Here is a 16180-nt window from a genome sequence, read left to right on the forward strand (position 1 = left end):
TGTGATGTCTCACGACATCGTGGACGGGCGAACCCCCATTTTCGGGGTTCGCCCGTTTTTCATTCTTTGGCTTGGTAGCCCTTGTTCGGGTTGATGATGTGCTCAGCGATGACTTCTCCGTCGGGGGTGATCGTGGTGGCGTGGAGGCCGTGGATGAGGACGATGACCGCGGTGCGGGCGTGGGTGCGGCCGTAGCCGAGGTGCATCATGCGGTTCGCGAAGCGCAATGACACTTTCCCGCCGGCGTCGATGGTGTCGTAGCGGACTCGCCAAATGTTCGGGTCGTCTGGCTGGGTCGGTGCCGCCTTGGGGATCAGGGCGTAGGCGAAGGCCGGGGTGCGCCGGTTCAGGGACCGGTGCGGGCGGTGCTCGTTGTAGTGGGTGCGGAACTCGTCGAGTTCGTGCTGCAGCTCGGCAAGGGTCGTTGCGGGGCGGACGGTGAGGCGCTTTTTGAGCGTCTGCCAGAACCGCTCGATCTTGCCTTGCGTGGTGGGTTTGTAGGGGCGGCCGTTCTTCTGGGTGATGCCGTGCAGGGCCAGCAGGGTCTCGAAGGCGTTGCCGCCGGTGCGAGCACGGCTGCCGCCGGCGAAGCGGGTGGTGAAGATGTTCCCGTTGTCTGTCAACGTCGCCGCCGGATAGCCATACTCTGAGGCGGCTTGTTGGAAGGTGTCGGTGACGGTGCGGCCGTTGGCGCGGGTGTGGGCGCTGAGGTGGGTCAGGTATCGGGAGTGGTCATCGAGCCAGGCGATGATCTCGACCTCGCTGTCGTCGGCGAGCTGCCAGTGGGTGGTGTCGGATTGCCAGAGCTCGTTGGGCCGCTCGGCGGTGAACCGCTGCCAGGAGGAGCGGGGTCTCTTCTGGGGTTGCGGGGTGATCACCGCCGCGCCGCGCAGGATCCGCCAGATCGTCGACCGCGACACCGTCGTGCCCTCGACTGCCAGGACGGCGACGATCGTGTCGGCGCCAGCATCGAGCCCGTCGGCGGCCAGCTGGGCGCGCAACTGCAGTATGCGAGCCCGCACCGCGTCCGGGGTTCGACGAGGGCTGGATCCGGGCGCCCTCGAGCGAGGCAGGAAGGCTGCCTCGCCCTCGGTGAGCCACCGCTGGTGAAGCTTATGGACCAGTGACTTCGAGACCCCATGTATGCGGGCCGCTTCCCGCATGGAGAGTCCCTGGACGGTGACGGCGAGGATCAACACTTCGGCTTTGCTCACCTGCTGACACTGCCGCGGCCAGGGTGTCCACGATGACGTGAGACATCACGGCCTCACCAACCCTGCTGTCCACGATGACGTGAGACAGGTGTCCACGATGTACCGAAACCACACACTGCCGAGGGCACATCCGGCGATAACCGCTATCGGGCAGCGCTCTGCGGCTCCGGCTCGATCTCGCCCTCGAACACGACATCGCCGGCGGCGTCACGCGAGGTGGCCGCCGTCTGCTCTGCGGCCCAGCGCTGCTGGTCGGCGATGACCGGGTCGACGGCGTCGGTCTCGTAGCTCCAACGCTCGAGGTCGAGGCCGAACAGCTTCTTGGCGCGACGCGGATGCGCGACCCACTCCACGAGGCGCTCGCGGTATTCGCGCAGGCTCTGCTCGGCCTGGAAGCTGAAGCTCACCGAGTTGACGCGCATGTCGGCGAGTTCGTGCGCCGCCCAATCGGCGGCCATGGCGGCGCCGGAGATCGGCAGCAGCCGAACCTGGATGTCGGCGGCGGCCGCCAGCTGTTGCGAGTGATCTTTGGCCGCGGCCGACTGGCTGTGCCAGGTCGCGGCGTGCGAGGCCGAGGTCACCAGCGCGGCGACGGCGGCGGCGCGCGTCTCGCGGTCGCGCTGGACTACCAGTCTCTTGGTGGCGGAACGGCCGATGGCCGCCGCCACGAGACCCGCGATCAGAACCGCGAGAAACGGGAGAATCGTGCTCGTCACGAGCCGCTGGCCGTCGGTCGACCAGAACCATTCCACGAAGCTGTTCCACCACTGCATGGCCGCACACTATCCCTCGCGAGCCGTGCATCCCGGTTGATTTGGGCCAGCGCGCCGGACTCTCGGCGTGCGTTCAGCGGCGCGTCGGGCGCGCGCGAAGCGCGCTACCCGTAGCGCAGGGCGTCGATCGCCTCATCGGCCGAGGCGAAGTCGCCGAGCTCGGTGAAGTGCGACGCGCCGCGGGCGAGACGCTTGCTGACCCAGCGCACCCCGGCGCCGGAACGCTCGACCGGCTCGAGATACCCGAGAACCTCACCCGAGGCGAGCACGACGCGATGAAGCCCGCTGGCCAGCGCCACGACACGGATTCCGTGCCGTTCGTGGCGCGGCGCGAGTTCACTCGGCGCCGGGATCCGTTCCCGCAGGAGGTTCATGTCCGCAGACTAGAGCGGACCTCCGACGGTGGGGATGCTGGCGGTCGAGGGCGGCAGCGCGAGATCGGCGGCGACGACCGTCTTGGCGGCGCGCGCCGTTTGGGCGAGCACGATGCCGACCAGCACGACGCCGGCGCCGAGCAACTGGATCGTGTCGAGTGTTTCGCCGAGCCACAGCCACGCGAACAGGAACGCGAACAGCACCTCGCTCGAGGCGACGACTCCCGCGGCGGTGGCAGTGAGGTACTTGAGCGCTGTGAATGACAGGAGGAAGGTCACGAACGAGCCGGCGATCGCGGTGACGATCAACGGCATCCACAGCGGAAGCTCGAGGCTGCCGTGCACGCCCGCGAGTTCGGTCGGCTGCACGAAGATCCCCGCATCGAGTTCCCACCACCCGCTGAACAGTGCCCAGAAGGCGGTGGCGAAGGTGCCCGTCCAGAACGCGACGGCGAGCGGCGAGGTCCGCGAGACCTGGCGTTCGCCGACCACGAAGTAGATCGTGAGCGAGGCGGCCGCCCCCAGACCGAACAGCACCCCGAGCGCGTTCAGGGCGCTCGCCCAGATCTGTGCCACCAGGGCGAGCCCGGCGAGCACGAAGGCGATGGCGAACCAGAGCCGCCGCCGCACCTTTTCGTGGAACACGAAGAAGGCAACGAGTGCGACGAAGAGCACCGCGAGGTATTCGAGCAGGAGCGCGATGCCGACCGGGAGCAGCGCGATCGCCGCGGCGTAGCTGGCTTGAAGCAGCGCGAGCCCGAACACGCCGAGGATCGCCATGATGCCGACTCGTCGCCATCCGATGCGGAACCCGTTGCGGTCCACGACGAGCAGCGCGACGCCGGCGCTGATCGCGATGCCGAGGGTGCGTAGGAGGGTGAGTTGCGTGGCGCTGAGATCCGTCTCCAGGATCAGCTTCGTGAGGCTGCCGTTGGCGCCGAACAGGACCGCCGCGAGCAGCGCGTAGACATATCCCATCTAGACCCGGCCGGTGCCCTGGACCGCGAGCGGTTCGATCGCGGCCAGCTCGTCGGAGGTCAACTCGAGGTTGTCGAGGGCGCCGAGACTCGACTCCAGTTGTGCGACGCTCGACGCGCCGATCAGGGCGCTCGTGACCTGCGGGTGGCGCAGCACCCAGGCCAGAGCCAGTTGTGCGAGCGACTGGCCGCGCGCCTCGGCGATGCGCTGCAGGCCGCGAACGCGCTCGAGATACTCCGGCGTGAGGTTCTTCTCGGTCAGCCAACGGCCCTCGGCGGCGCGCGAGTCCGCCGGCACGCCGTTCAGGTAGCGGTCGGTCAGGAGTCCCTGGGCGAGGGGCGAGAACACGATGCTGCCCGCGCCCACCCCGTCGAGCACCGGCAACAGTCCGCCCTCGACCGGCGCGCGGTCGAACATGTTGTAGCGCGGCTGGTGAATGAGCAGCGGGATGCCTTCCGCCGCGAGCGCGGCCGCGGCGGCGCGCGTCTGATCGGGCGCGTAGTTCGAGATGCCGGCGTAGAGCGCTTTGCCGCTGCGCACCGCATGGGCGAGCGCGCCCATCGTCTCCTCGATCGGCGTCTCGGGGTCGGGCCGGTGGTGGTAGAAGATGTCGACGTAGTCGAGACCCATGCGTAGCAGCGACGCGTCGAGCGAACTCAGCAGGTACTTGCGCGATCCCCACTCGCCGTAGGGGCCCGGGTGCATGTAGTAGCCGGCCTTGCTCGAAATGACGATCTCGTCGCGGTAGGGCGCGAAATCTTCGGCGAAGATCCGCCCGAAGTTCGCTTCGGCGCTTCCCGCGGGCGGCCCGTAGTTGTTGGCGAGGTCGAAGTGCGTCACCCCGAGATCGAACGCGCGGCGCAGGATCGCCCGTTGGGTCTCGATCGGGCGATCATCGCCGAAGTTGTTCCAGAGTCCGAGCGAGATTCGGGGCAGGAGCAGGCCGCTGCGCCCCGAACGGGCGTAGCCCATCGAGTCGTAGCGGGCGTCATCGGCGATATAGGGGGGAGGCATCCGGAGCATGCTCTCAGCGTAGATCCAGACCGGGCCGGAACGAATCGTCCGCGACGTCGGTTGAAGTGGATGTTCCCCTCAGTTACCGAAAGTAGGGTCACAGCATGCGCACATTCGTTCTCGCTGGCGGTTGCTTCTGGTGCCTCGACGCGGTCTACCGCACGCTCAAGGGCGTGCACGACGTCGTGTCGGGCTACACCGGAGGGGATTTCGCGAATCCCGACTACGAGTCCGTCTGCACCGGGCAGACCGGGCACGCGGAGGCGGTCAAGGTGGTGTTCGACGAGGCGGTGATTCCGGCCGAGGTCATCCTCGACGTGTTCTTCACGCTCCACGACCCGCGCCAGCTGAATCGGCAGGGCAATGATGTCGGCACGCAGTACCGTTCGGCGATGTTCTACGCCGATGACGCCGAGAAGGCCGAGTTCGAGTCGGCGATCGCGCGCGCGTCCGAGTATTGGGACGGCGGCATCGTGACCGAGGTCTCGCCCCTCGGGGCGTGGTTCGACGCGGAGGAGTACCACCAGAACTTCTTCGCCAAGAACCCGACGCAGGGCTACTGCCTCGCCGTGGCGCTGCCCAAGGTCAACAAGGTTCGCCGTTCGTACGCGGAGTTCGTTCAGGCCTCGTAGCGGTCGAGAACAGAAGCTTGCGCTGATTGGCTAGTGGCATTAGCCTATGGCTATGGACGTTAGCCAGTCAGTCGAGTCCCGCGTTCTGGTCCGCCCGGACGCACGCATCGCGTATCGCGTTGCCGGGGACGGCCCCCTGGTCGTCGCCGTCCCCGGAATGGGAGACCTCGCGTCGAGCTATCGCGACCTCGCCTCCGACCTCATCGCCGCCGGCTACCGGGTCGCCGTCACCGAGCTTCGCGGCCACGGCGCATCCTCCGCCGATGTCGCCGAACAGGGTGATGAGGCGACGGCGGGCGACATCATCGCCCTCATCGACGAACTCGGGTCGCCCGCCGTCGTGATCGCCAACTCGATGGGGGCGGCAGCGGCGGTGCTCGCCGCGGCCGACCGCCCCGAGCTCGTGCGCGGGCTCGTCCTCGTCGGGCCCGTGCTGCGCGACGCCGAAGGCTCGGCCTTCGCTGCCGCGATGACGAAGCTGTTGTTGCGGGTGGTGCTCGCACGCCCGTGGGGCGCACGGCTGTGGAGCTCGATGTACCGCAGCTACTTCCACCGCGGTCGCGCCGCGGCATGGCGAGACGCCCACGCGGACGCGATTCGCGCCTCGCTCGATGCCGACCACCTGCGGAGTTTCCGGGCGCTCACCCAAGTGCTCACCCACCGCGCGGTCACCCCGCGTCTGAGCGATGTCACCGTGCCCGCGCTCATCGTCGTGGGCTCCCTCGATCCCGACTACGCCGACCCGGTCGCCGAACTCGAGTGGATGTCGGCGCGACTGCCCGGGCGCGCCGAACTCGTCGAGGGCGTCGCGCACTACCCGCATGTGCAGGCTCCCGAGCTCGTGACGCCGTGGACGCTCGAGTACCTCGCCTCGCGTCGCTCCGACGAGAACTGGGTCGGCGCGAATGCCTAGAGCGGGGCTGTCAGCGGATGCCGTCGTCGAACTCGCGGTTTCACTCGTCGACGAGCGCAGCGACGGGCTCGACTCGCTCACGCTCGCCGCGATCGCCGCGCGCGCGGGGGTTGCTGTTCCCAGTCTGTACAAGCACGTCGCGTCCCTCGACGAGGTGCGGCGACGCGTGACCCTGATCGCCGTCCGAGAGCTGACACGGCGGGCCGGCGACGCGGCGACGAGCGCCGCCCCGAGCGATAGGTTCCGAGCGGTCGCCCATGCGATCCGACGGTTCTCGCATGAGCATCCGGGGCTCGCCGCCGCCGCGCAGGCCAGTGGCGACCGCCAGGGCGACGCCCTGGACGCGGAGATTGCCGCGGCGGGACGCGACGCGATCGCGGTCGTGGTGGAGTCGCTGTCGAGCTACGGCGTTCCGCCCGAGCATCTGGTTGATGTGGTGCGCGCGGCGCGTGCGACGGTGATGGGGTTCGTCGTGTTGGAGGCCTCCGGCGGGTTCGGGCTCCCCGACGACGTGGACGCCAGCTTTTCGGCGCTACTGGACGTGTTCGAGGCGGGCGTCGCGGCTCAGTACTCGCCGAAACCTGCCTGAACGCGAGCTTGGCATTGCTGGGCACAGTGCGGAGCCCTCTGGCGATGTGCCGGGGTTCGGCGTAGCGTGCGAAGAGCACCGGAAAGGAGTTCTTCGAAGATGAACGACAACATGATGACCGGTCAGCGCTGGGTTGCCTTCGGGCAGGCCGGGGCGGTCGGTTCGATCGAACACACCGACGACGGCTACACCGTCCGGTTCTTGGACGACGACGAGCCGCGGGGAACCTACCCGACGCTCCAAGTCGCCAAGAGCGCGTTGCACGCCGCCATGACCCCGGGCTCCGATTGGCCGGAGTTCCGCGAACACTGAGCACCCCTCCCGCGGGCGATTCGTCCCCGGGAGCGAAGGCCCCGTCCTCTCCACATCTGGAGGGTGACGGGGCCTTCGTCGTCGGCGCCGCGTCGAGCATGGGGGAACGGATGCCGGGGTCCCCTCCGGCACGAACGGCACCCCGGCATCCGGCCGCTCTCCGCACTCGCGGAGAGACCCGCATCCGAAGGAGCCGCACATGTCTGACACCATCACCCTCACCGGGCTCGTGGCCACCGAGCCGCGCCACCTCGTCACGGGGGAGGGCCTGCCGATCACTTCGTTCCGTCTCGCGAGCACGCAGCGCCGCTACGATCGCGGCCAGCAGCGCTGGATCGACGGCGACACGAACTGGTTCACGATCACGTCGTTCCGTCAGGTCGCGCTCAACGTGAACGCGTCTGTGCGCAAGGGTCAGCGCGTCGTGGTCACCGGGCGGCTGCGGGTGCGCGACTGGGAGAGCGGCGAGAAGGTCGGCACCACGGTCGAGGTCGACGCCGACGCGATCGGCCACGATCTGGCCTGGGGCACCGCGAGCTTCACCCGCTCGGTCGCGACCACGGTCGCCGCCGAGGCGGTCTCCGACCCGCGGCCCGAGCCCGAGGAGGGCGAGGGCAGCGGCGCTGCCGACTCCGCTCCCGATGGCGATCGCGCCGAGGTCGCGGACGCGGCCTCGACCGAGACCTCGCCCGAGTCCGCCGACCGCGAGCCCGTGGCGACGCCGTTCTAGGCGCCGCCACGGCGCATGCTCAGGAGTAGGACGAGTCGCTCCCGGCGCCCGTGATCGCGATCGCGACGATCCACCACACGGTCGTCAGCACGATCAGGGCGACCGTGGCGTAGCCGAAGCTGAAGCCGGTGACGGCGAGGGCCTTGCCGGTGCCTCCCATCGCCTTCGATTTGGCGACGCCGAGGTGTCCGAAGATCACGGCGAGCACGGCGGGCAGGAACGCGAGGAACGCCGCGACAAGCCCGATGATCGGAATCAGCGCCCAGATGCCGATCACGATGGCGGCGATACCGAGCGCGAGGCTGGCGATCGCGAGGCCGTTCGACGGCTTCGCGGGGATCGGAGCGTAGGCAGGCGGCAGTGGCGGCGTGGGAGTCGTCATGACCTCGAGCGTAGAGAATGTCGCGCGCCCCTGCCAGGCTCCGCGACGGTGCGAGGGACGCGAGCATCGCTCTAGGCTGGGGGCATGACTGTGGCTACTCCTTCCCGCTTCGTTGCTGCCGCGGCCGCCGTGACGCTCGCCTTCGCGGTCTCGGCGTGCACCTCGGAGGAGCCCGCGCCGCTTCCGACGGTGACGGCGAGCGCGCCGCCGAGCGCGATCCCGAACCCCGATCCGACCCTGCGACCGGAGGGCTCGGCGCTGCAGAACCTCGACTATTTCGAGTTCGTTCTCACGGCAGCGGTCGATGACGGCGCCCGCACCGGCGGCGCATTCGTGGATGCGCTCGCCTCGGCGGGCTTCGACCGATCGGCGATGGAGGTCACGGCCGACCGCACGACCGTCAACCTCGACGCCGACAGTGTGCAGTTCTCGGTCTTGATCAACGACACCTGCCTCGTCGGGCAGTACGGCGATGCGATGGGGTTGCACGTCGCGGCGCTGCCGGCGCTCGCGACCGGCACCTGTCTCATCGGGGAGACCGAGTCCGTCGGTTGACCGTTCCGCGCGCGTCAGGAACAGGCTCGCGGCTTCCGTAGACTCGACGCATGGCCGAGTACATCTATTCCATGGTCCGCGCCCGAAAGACGGTGGGCGAGAAGCTCATCCTCGACGATGTGACGATGGCGTTCCTTCCCGGCGCCAAGATCGGCATGGTCGGTCCGAACGGCGCCGGTAAGTCGACCATCCTCAAGATCATGGCGGGGCTCGACCAGCCCTCCAACGGTGAGGCGACGCTCAGCCCCGGCTACAGCGTCGGCATCCTCATGCAGGAGCCCGAGCTCGACGAGACCAAGACCGTGCTCGAAAACGTCCAGGAGGGCGTCGGCCCGATCAAGGACAAGCTCGACCGGTTCAACGAGATCTCCGCCGCGATGGCCGAGCCGGACGCCGATTTCGACGCGCTGCTGGCCGAGATGGGCACGCTGCAGGAGGCCATCGACGCCGCCGATGCGTGGGACCTCGACTCCCAGCTCGACCAGGCGATGGATGCGCTGCGCACCCCGCCGGGGGACTGGCCGGTCTCGAACCTCTCCGGTGGTGAGAAGCGCCGCGTCGCGCTGTGCAAGCTGCTGCTGCAAAAGCCCGACCTGCTGCTGCTCGACGAGCCCACGAACCACCTCGACGCCGAGAGCGTGCTCTGGCTCGAGCAGCACCTTCAGAAGTACTCCGGTGCCGTCATCGCGATCACCCACGATCGGTACTTCCTCGACAACGTCGCCGAGTGGATCGCCGAGGTCGACCGCGGTCGGCTCTACCCGTACGAGGGCAACTACTCGACCTACCTCGAGAAGAAGTCCCAGCGCCTGGAGGTGCAGGGCAAGAAGGATGCCAAGCTCGCCAAGCGCCTCGCCGAAGAACTCGACTGGGTGCGCTCCAACGCGAAGGGCCGCCAGGCCAAGTCGAAGGCTCGACTCGCGCGCTACGAAGAGATGGCGACCGAGGCCGAGCGCACGCGCAAGCTCGATTTCGAAGAGATCCAGATCCCCGCGGGCCCGCGTCTGGGTAGCGTCGTGATCGAGGCGAAGAACCTCAAGAAGGGGTTCGACGATCGTGTGCTGATCGACGGGCTGAGCTTCAGCCTTCCGCCGAACGGCATCATTGGCGTGATCGGTCCGAACGGTGTCGGCAAGACCACGCTGTTCAAGACGATCGTCGGTCTCGAGCCGATCGACGGCGGCGAACTCAAGATCGGTGAGACGGTCAAGATCAGTTACGTCGACCAGTCGCGCGCGAACATCGACCCGAACAAGAACCTGTGGGAGGTCGTCTCGGACGGCCTCGACATCATCACGGTCGGCAAGACGGAGATCCCCTCGCGGGCCTACGTCAGCAAGTTCGGCTTCAAGGGGCCGGACCAGCAGAAGAAGGCTGGCGTGCTCTCCGGTGGTGAGCGCAACCGCCTGAACCTGGCGCTCACGCTCAAGGAGGGCGGCAACCTGCTGCTGCTCGATGAGCCCACCAACGACCTCGATGTCGAGACCCTGCAGAGCCTCGAAAACGCGCTGCTCGAGTTCCCCGGGTGCGCCGTGGTCATCACCCACGATCGGTGGTTCCTCGACCGCGTCGCGACCCACATCCTCGCCTACGAGGGCACCGACGAGAGCCCCTCGACGTGGCACTGGTTCGAGGGCAACTTCGCCGCCTACGAAGAGGACAAGATCAAGCGACTGGGCCCGGATGCGGCGAACCCGCACCGCTCGACCTACCGCAAGCTCACGCGCGACTGATCGCACCCGCACGACAACGGCCGCCCCGGAAAACCCGGGGCGGCCGTTGTCTGTCCCTGGCGCGGCGTGGGCCGCGGTCAGGATCGAACTGCGTTAGTTGGCGAGAAGGCCCTCGAACGCGTCCGGGTACTCCGCGAGCCATGCGTCGACGGCCTCGGCGTACTGGCCCTCGCCGTACTCGTTGACCACGAGGTTCTCGAGCGCACCGTACTGGGCGTCATCGAGCTGGATGTTCGCGATCAGCGCGGCGGCCTCGGGGTGCTCCTCCGAAAAGCCGGCGGTGCCGAGGAAGTGAAGACCTTCGGAGCCGCCCATGGCGCCTTCCGGGTCCTCGAGCGTCTTGATGTCGAAGGCCGCGTTGGCCCAGAACGGACGCCACAGCGTCACGACGATGTCTTCCTGCGCGTCGATCGCGTTGCCGAGCTCGGTGAGCATGGCGGCGGTCGACGAGGTGACGAGCTCGTACTCGCCGTCCAGGCCGTAGGTCGGCATCATCGTGTCCTGCGTGAGGGCGGTGAGGCCCGCGCCCGGCTCGATACCGGTGATGACGCCACCGAACATGTCGCCGTTGCCGGCGAGCTCGGCGATCGAGTCGATCTCGGTGTAGGTCGGAACCGCGATCGTCAGGCTGGCGCCCGCGTAGTAGGTTCCGAGGTCTTCGATGTCGTCGCCGTACTCCTCCATGTAGGAGGCGTGGGTGACCTCGGACCACGCCGAGGGGTAAATGTCGACGTCGCCGCCGGCGAGACCGATGTAGAGCGGGGCCGCCTCGGTGAGGGTCTCCATCTCGACGGTGTAGCCGAGCTTGCCCAGCTGGTCCTCGAGGAGGTACGCGGTGCTCAGACCGTCGGTCCATCCGGGGATGAAGCCGAGCGTGATGGTTCCCATCGACTCGCCGCTGTCGGATCCGGCGTCACCGGTCTCGGCGGTCGCGCAGCCGGCGAGGCCGACGGTGAGGGCGAGGGCGCCTCCGATGAGGGAGCTACGGCGCAAAGTGCGTCCATTCAGCATGTGAATGTCCTTTCTCTGGTTGTTCCCGGCGATGCGGGCTTGTCAGCGCTCCACGGGATCTCCGTTGAGCGCAGGTTGTGGGGGTGCCTAGCTGGCGCTGCGGGCGACGAGGTCGGCGCGCGCGGTGCGGCGGCGCGCGACGACGGCTCGCAACGACTGCGGGTGATCCGCGGGCGTTCCGAGGGCCGAGGTCACGCGATCGAGGAAGATCGCGAGGATGACCACGCCGAGTCCCGCTTCGACGCCCAGCGGCACGTTGAGGGTCGAGATCGACGCGACGACGTCCTTTCCGAGGCCATCGGCGCCCGCGATTCCGGCGATGACCGCCATCGAGAGCGACAGCATGATCACCTGGTTGATGCCACCCATGATGGTGGGCGCGGCAAGCGGCAGCTGGATGCCCCGCAGAATCTGCCCGGGCGTCGCGCCGAAGGCCTGGCCGGCTTCGACGCGCTCGGCGTCGACTCCGCGAATGCCCAGCTCGGTGAAGCGCACCCCGGGCGGCAGCGAGAAGATGATCGTCGCGACGACGCCCGGAACGACGCCGATGCCGAAGAAGATGATCGCGGGGATCAGATACACGTAGGCGGGCATCGTCTGCATGAAGTCGAGCACCGGGCGCAGGACGGCCCGTGCGGTCGCGTTTCGCGCCATGAGGATCCCGAGCGGAATCGCGATGACGATGGCGATGAGGGCCGCGACGAGAACCAACGCAAAGGTCTGCATGGCCGAGGTCCAGACATCCATCGCGAGGATCAGCAGGAACGAGATCACGGTGCCGAGCGCGAGCTGCCAGGAGCGCAGCGCCCAGCCGATCAGCGCGAAGATCGCGATGAGAACGAGAGCAGGCACCCAGAGCAACACGTCGGTGAGCGAGGTCACCATCCAGTCGAATCCGGTGTCGAGACCGTCGAACACGATCGCGAGGTTGTCTTTCGCCCAGTCCAGGCCAGCGTCGGCCCAGTCGCCGACGGGAATACGGAACCAGTCCATCAGCGGGTCTCCTGCTCTTCGATGGTGGTGTCTCCGACGGGGGTGGCGAGCACCTCGTCGATCTCAGCGGCGGGCACGGGGATGACGATTTCGCCGGTCGCGGTGGTGCCGGGGCCGAGCGCCGCCAGCAGGGTGACACGCGGAATCACCCCGACGAGGCGCCCCGTGGCGTCGAGCACGGCGAGCGGGAGGGGAGACTCCACGGAAGGAACGAAGAGATCCATCAGCACCGAGTCGACTTCGACCGACTGCATCACCGGACGGATCACGTTCGCGAGCGAACGCTCGCCCTGCTGCACGAGCTTCATGGCGTCGCGGTCGCGCACCATGCCGAGCAGCTTGTGGTCGCGGCCGGTCACGTAGACGGCGGAGGAGTAGCCCTCGCGCATCGCCTTCAGCGCGGTGCGGGGACCGGCGGATTCCGAGACCGAGAGGCGCGGCTTTTCCATCACGTTTCCCGCCGTGAGCACGCGGGCACGGTCGACATCCTGCACGAACTGCTCGACGTAGTCGTTGGCCGGGTCGGTGAGGATGTCTTCGGGCGTGCCGATCTGAACGACGCGACCGTCGTGCATGACAGCGATGCGATCGCCGAGGAACATCGCCTCGTTGAGGTCGTGCGTGATGAAGATGATCGTCTTCTGCAGGGTCTCCTGCAGTTCGAGCAGCTGCTCCTGCATTTCACGGCGGATGAGCGGGTCGAGCGCGCTGAACGCCTCGTCCATCAGGAGCACATCGGTGTCGGCGGCGAGAGCGCGGCCGAGGCCCACGCGCTGCTGCATGCCGCCGGAGAGCTCGGAGGGGTACTTGTCTTCCCATCCGGCGAGACCGACGAGCGCGGTGGTCTTCCGCGCGCGCTCGAGTCGCTCGGCGCGCGGCATGCCCTGGATCTCCAGACCGTAGGCGACGTTGTCGATCACCGTGCGGTGCGGGAGCAGGGCGAAGTGCTGGAACACCATCGAGATCTTCGAACGGCGGATCGCGCGCAGGCGTTCGGCGGAGATGCCGGTGATCGGGTCGCCGCCGATGGTCACGGTGCCGGCGGTCGCATCGAGCAGGCCGTTCAGCATCCGGATCAGGGTCGACTTGCCCGAGCCGGAGAGGCCCATGACGACGAAGATCTCGCCGCGCTTGACCTCGAAGCTGGCGTCGATGACGGCGGCGGTGGTGCCGAGTTTCACCTCATCGCGGTGGATGCCGGTGCGGAGTCGTTCAACGGTTTCAGCGGTACGGCGGCCGAAGACTTTGAAAAGCCCGTCCGCCTTCAATGCAACAGTGTCGGTCACGGATTCCTGTGCCCGGGCGCGCGAAGCAGTCCGGGTCTCGGGTTGCGGTCCGGGCGGGCAACGTGGGCGCACAGTCATGCTTGCGCACGGGGATCTCACATCGAATGAGATCGCACGTTGACCTGCCATACGGTCACCGCCACGGGGGCGGCGCTCGCGGCCTGGATGTTGGGGCTCACTCCACGGTCGTGTCGGACGCGTCGCCGGGAGGCCGTCAACTAACGTAACAGAGCGCCGCGTCACTCTCCGATTCGGGGTACAAGATAGGCTCGATCGAGACCTGATGTTTACCTTTTTTGAGCCGGAGCACAGCACCATGACGCGACTACACGTGCCCATCGCCCTGCGCTGGGCCGACCTCGACGCCTACGGGCATGTCAACAACGCGGTGATGCTGCGGCTGCTGGAGGAGGCGCGCATCCAGGTGTTCTGGGCCGATCATGACGCGGCCGACGAGCCCGGCGGCGCGCCGACGACGGCGCTGATCGACAACGGCGCGGGCGCCCAGACTCTCTCGCTCATCGCACGGCAGGAGATCGAGTACCTGGCGCCCGTGCCGTACCTGCGCAAGCCCATCGACGTGCAGCTGTGGATCGGCCGGCTCGGCGGCTCGAGCCTCGAGGTCTGCTACGAGGTCTGCTCGCCGGTCAGCGTCGAACCGCAGGTGGTGTTCGCGCGGGCGAGCACGACGATCGTGCTCGTCGACGCGACCACGATGCGTCCGCGTCGCCTCACCGACGCCGAGCGCGAGACCTGGTCAGTGCACGCCGAGGAGCCGATTCAGTTCGCAAATCGCCGCTGAGCGGCGCCCGAGGTCGCCGCCGTGCGGGCCCGCTGGGCAGCGTCGCGATCACGATCCCGGCGAGAGCGATGATGCCGCCGATCGCCTTGACCGCGACGAACGGTTCACCGAGCACGACCGCGGACGCGTAGCCGAGGACGGGGATCCCCGCGATCGCGATGCCGCTGATCGAAGCGGGGATGCGTTCGGCGCCGTAGTTGAACAGCACGAGCGTCGGCGCGGTCACAACGAAGGCGAGGAGGAGAAGGCCGCTCCAGCCGATCGCGCCGGTCGGCATCCGCGCCGCGCCGGCGGCGACCTCGATCGCCAGCCACGGAAGCATGAAGGCAGTTCCCCAGATTCCGGTGGCGGTGGCGAGGGTGAGCGGATCGGGCGCCGTTCGGGCGGGCCGCGGCTCGACCGGGTTCTCGAGGCTCGGCAGAGTGATGGCGCCCGTATCGGGAGTCGGACCGATCCCGACCGGCGGCTGCGAGTACAGCCGAAGCAGCACGGTATAGACCGCGTAGGAGAGCACTCCGACGAGCGCGAGCACGATCCCGAGGTCGATCGTGAAGCCTTCGGCGACGACGACAACGACGCCGACGGTCGCGAAGACGAGCCCCACGATGGTGCGGGGTGGGAGGTGTTCGCGCAGCACGAATACCGCGAGCACCGAGGTCAACACGGGCAGCGCGGCAGCCAGCAGGGCGGCCGTTCCGGCGGTCGTGATCTCGAGCGCGATGTTCGTCGGCAGGTAGTACAGCGTCACCCCGGTGAGGCCGAGCAGCAGCGTCCGGGGTCGCCAGAGGGTGCTGAGGAGTCCCGCGCGGCGGGGGTCGGAACCGCGGACCGCCACGAGAAGTCCGAGCACCGGCACCGCGAGTGCGAAGCGTCCGACCGAGAACACGGCGGGGGAGGCGGTATCGAGCACGAGCTCACTGATGACGTAGGCGGTGGACCACAAGACGACCGAGAGCGCGACCGCAGCGAAAGCGAGGGCGTTGCCCCCGCCGCGTGTCACTCGCGGAACTCGGGCACGCGAACCATGCCCTCTTGCGCCACGCTCGCCGCGAGGACTCCATCGTGAGAGTAGATCCGGCCCTGGGCGAGTCCGCGCCCGCCGATCGCGTTCGGTGACTCCTGCACGTAGAGCAGCCACTCGTCCGCGCGCACGAAGCGATGCCACCACATGGCGTGGTCGAGGCTCGCCACCTTCAGGCCGCGGTGCGACCAGGAGACGCCGTGTTTGCGCAGCACGGGTTCGAGAATCGCGTAGTCGCTCGCGTAGGCGAGGGCGGCGCGATGGATGTTCGGGTCGTCCGGCAGCCGGTCCTGCGCCCGCATCCAGATGACCTGGTGGGCGCGGCGTTCGCCGTGGTGCGGGAGGTAGATCGGCTCGTCGACGTGGCGGATGTCGAACGCGCGCCGGTTCGCCCACGCGCGGGCGAGCGGGTGATCGATGTCTTTCAGCAGGTCGGCGACCGTCGGCAGGCTCTCCGGGTCAGGCAGATCACTTGGCATCTCGAGGTGGTGGTCGAATCCCGGGTCCTCGTCCTGGAACGAGGCGATCATCGAGAGGATCGGTTCGCCCGCCTGATAGGCCTGGGTGCGGCGGGTCGAGAACGAGCGGCCGTCGTGGATCCGGTCCACCGAGAACGTGATGGGCTGCTCCACATCGCCGGGGCGCAGGAAATACCCGTGCATCGAATGCACGAAACGATCGTCGGGTGTGGTGCGGATCGCGGCCATCAGCGACTGCGCCAGCACCTGCCCGCCGAACACGCGCCCATTGGGCATCCACTCGCTCGGTCCGGTGAAGATGTCCTCGCGTGTGCGGGCACCCGTGTCGGAAAGATCAAGTGCCGCAAGGAGTCCCGACACGGCATCGCTCATGGGTTGTAGTTTAGGAG

General features: G+C 68.1%; 19 protein-coding genes. 8 read left to right on the plus strand and 11 right to left on the minus strand.

What is annotated here, in order from left to right; all coding sequences use genetic code 11:
* Positions 1-59: 59 nt before the first annotated feature.
* The 5 genes from QZ258_RS05855 to QZ258_RS05875 form a co-directional block, all read right to left on the minus strand.
* The gene (locus tag QZ258_RS05855; protein WP_294179751.1) at positions 60-1214 is read right to left on the minus strand and encodes an IS481 family transposase; all 1155 of its coding nucleotides are present in this window, start codon (positions 1212-1214) and stop codon (positions 60-62) included.
* A 143-nt stretch (positions 1215-1357) separates the two neighbouring features.
* Positions 1358-1987 (minus strand): hypothetical protein, encoded by a 630-nt coding sequence (locus QZ258_RS05860; RefSeq protein ID WP_294179752.1) that lies wholly within the window; start codon positions 1985-1987, stop codon positions 1358-1360.
* 104 nt (positions 1988-2091) lie between these two features.
* On the minus strand, positions 2092-2361 hold the full coding sequence (locus QZ258_RS05865; protein WP_294179753.1) for a hypothetical protein: 270 nt from the start codon (positions 2359-2361) through the stop codon (positions 2092-2094).
* A 9-nt stretch (positions 2362-2370) separates the two neighbouring features.
* Positions 2371-3339, minus strand: coding sequence for a DMT family transporter (locus QZ258_RS05870; protein ID WP_294179754.1), 969 nt, complete (start codon positions 3337-3339; stop codon positions 2371-2373).
* Positions 3340-4353, minus strand: coding sequence for an aldo/keto reductase (locus QZ258_RS05875; RefSeq protein ID WP_294179755.1), 1014 nt, complete (start codon positions 4351-4353; stop codon positions 3340-3342).
* Positions 4354-4457: 104 nt separating this feature from the next.
* Between QZ258_RS05875 and msrA the strand changes: the two genes are divergently transcribed.
* From msrA to QZ258_RS05900, 5 genes are all read left to right on the plus strand, one after another.
* On the plus strand, positions 4458-4985 hold the full coding sequence (gene msrA / locus QZ258_RS05880; protein WP_294179756.1) for a peptide-methionine (S)-S-oxide reductase MsrA: 528 nt from the start codon (positions 4458-4460) through the stop codon (positions 4983-4985).
* Between the two features lie 52 nt (positions 4986-5037).
* The gene (locus QZ258_RS05885; RefSeq protein ID WP_294179757.1) at positions 5038-5898 is read left to right on the plus strand and encodes an alpha/beta fold hydrolase; all 861 of its coding nucleotides are present in this window, start codon (positions 5038-5040) and stop codon (positions 5896-5898) included.
* Positions 5891-6487 (plus strand): TetR/AcrR family transcriptional regulator, encoded by a 597-nt coding sequence (locus QZ258_RS05890; protein WP_294179758.1) that lies wholly within the window; start codon positions 5891-5893, stop codon positions 6485-6487. The genes QZ258_RS05885 and QZ258_RS05890 overlap by 8 nt, the downstream gene beginning before the upstream one ends.
* A 99-nt stretch (positions 6488-6586) precedes the next feature.
* Positions 6587-6799 carry a methyltransferase gene (locus QZ258_RS05895; protein ID WP_294179759.1) on the plus strand — a complete coding sequence of 71 codons (213 nt, stop codon included), beginning with the start codon at positions 6587-6589 and terminating at the stop codon, positions 6797-6799.
* A 199-nt stretch (positions 6800-6998) separates the two neighbouring features.
* Positions 6999-7529 (plus strand): single-stranded DNA-binding protein, encoded by a 531-nt coding sequence (locus QZ258_RS05900; protein ID WP_294179760.1) that lies wholly within the window; start codon positions 6999-7001, stop codon positions 7527-7529.
* A gap of 19 nt (positions 7530-7548) precedes the next feature.
* Here the strand turns inward: QZ258_RS05900 and QZ258_RS05905 are convergent, their stop codons facing one another.
* Positions 7549-7911, minus strand: coding sequence for a hypothetical protein (locus QZ258_RS05905; RefSeq protein ID WP_294179761.1), 363 nt, complete (start codon positions 7909-7911; stop codon positions 7549-7551).
* 84 nt (positions 7912-7995) lie between these two features.
* On the opposite strand from QZ258_RS05905, the gene QZ258_RS05910 reads away from it, so the two are divergent.
* Together QZ258_RS05910 and ettA are read left to right on the plus strand one after the other, a co-directional pair.
* Complete coding sequence (locus tag QZ258_RS05910) at positions 7996-8466, plus strand: DUF6993 domain-containing protein (protein ID WP_294179762.1); 471 nt, start codon at positions 7996-7998, stop codon at positions 8464-8466.
* Positions 8467-8516: 50 nt separating this feature from the next.
* Positions 8517-10199 (plus strand): energy-dependent translational throttle protein EttA, encoded by a 1683-nt coding sequence (ettA, locus tag QZ258_RS05915; RefSeq protein WP_294179763.1) that lies wholly within the window; start codon positions 8517-8519, stop codon positions 10197-10199.
* Between the two features lie 93 nt (positions 10200-10292).
* Here ettA and QZ258_RS05920 read toward each other — a convergent pair whose 3' ends face one another.
* The 3 genes from QZ258_RS05920 to QZ258_RS05930 all read right to left on the minus strand — a co-directional run bounded on the left by QZ258_RS05920 (position 10293) and on the right by QZ258_RS05930 (position 13489).
* A complete protein-coding gene (locus tag QZ258_RS05920) occupies positions 10293-11210 on the minus strand; it encodes a glycine betaine ABC transporter substrate-binding protein (RefSeq protein WP_294179764.1) in 918 nt (305 codons plus the stop codon).
* A gap of 87 nt (positions 11211-11297) precedes the next feature.
* A complete protein-coding gene (locus QZ258_RS05925) occupies positions 11298-12203 on the minus strand; it encodes a proline/glycine betaine ABC transporter permease (RefSeq protein WP_294179765.1) in 906 nt (301 codons plus the stop codon).
* Positions 12203-13489, minus strand: a complete 1287-nt coding sequence (locus tag QZ258_RS05930; protein ID WP_294179766.1) for a glycine betaine/L-proline ABC transporter ATP-binding protein — start codon at positions 13487-13489, stop codon at positions 12203-12205. Before QZ258_RS05930 ends, QZ258_RS05925 begins: the two co-directional genes overlap by 1 nt.
* A gap of 316 nt (positions 13490-13805) precedes the next feature.
* On the opposite strand from QZ258_RS05930, the gene QZ258_RS05935 reads away from it, so the two are divergent.
* Positions 13806-14291, plus strand: a complete 486-nt coding sequence (locus QZ258_RS05935) for a thioesterase family protein (protein WP_294179767.1) — start codon at positions 13806-13808, stop codon at positions 14289-14291.
* On the opposite strand, the gene QZ258_RS05940 is transcribed toward QZ258_RS05935, so the two are convergent.
* Together QZ258_RS05940 and QZ258_RS05945 are read right to left on the minus strand one after the other, a co-directional pair.
* Positions 14221-15291: a DMT family transporter gene (locus QZ258_RS05940; protein ID WP_294179768.1), complete on the minus strand. Its 1071-nt coding sequence runs from the start codon at positions 15289-15291 to the stop codon at positions 14221-14223. The two genes, QZ258_RS05935 and QZ258_RS05940, sit on opposite strands and share 71 nt — an antisense overlap.
* Entirely contained in the window at positions 15288-16163 is an 876-nt protein-coding gene (locus QZ258_RS05945) for an acyl-CoA thioesterase II (RefSeq protein WP_294179769.1), read from the minus strand. The genes QZ258_RS05940 and QZ258_RS05945 overlap by 4 nt, the downstream gene beginning before the upstream one ends.
* Between the last annotated feature and the right edge of the window lie 17 nt (positions 16164-16180).

The sequence above is a fragment of the uncultured Schumannella sp. genome (assembly GCF_905479755.1).
Classification (GTDB): Bacteria; Actinomycetota; Actinomycetes; order Actinomycetales; family Microbacteriaceae; genus DCRR01.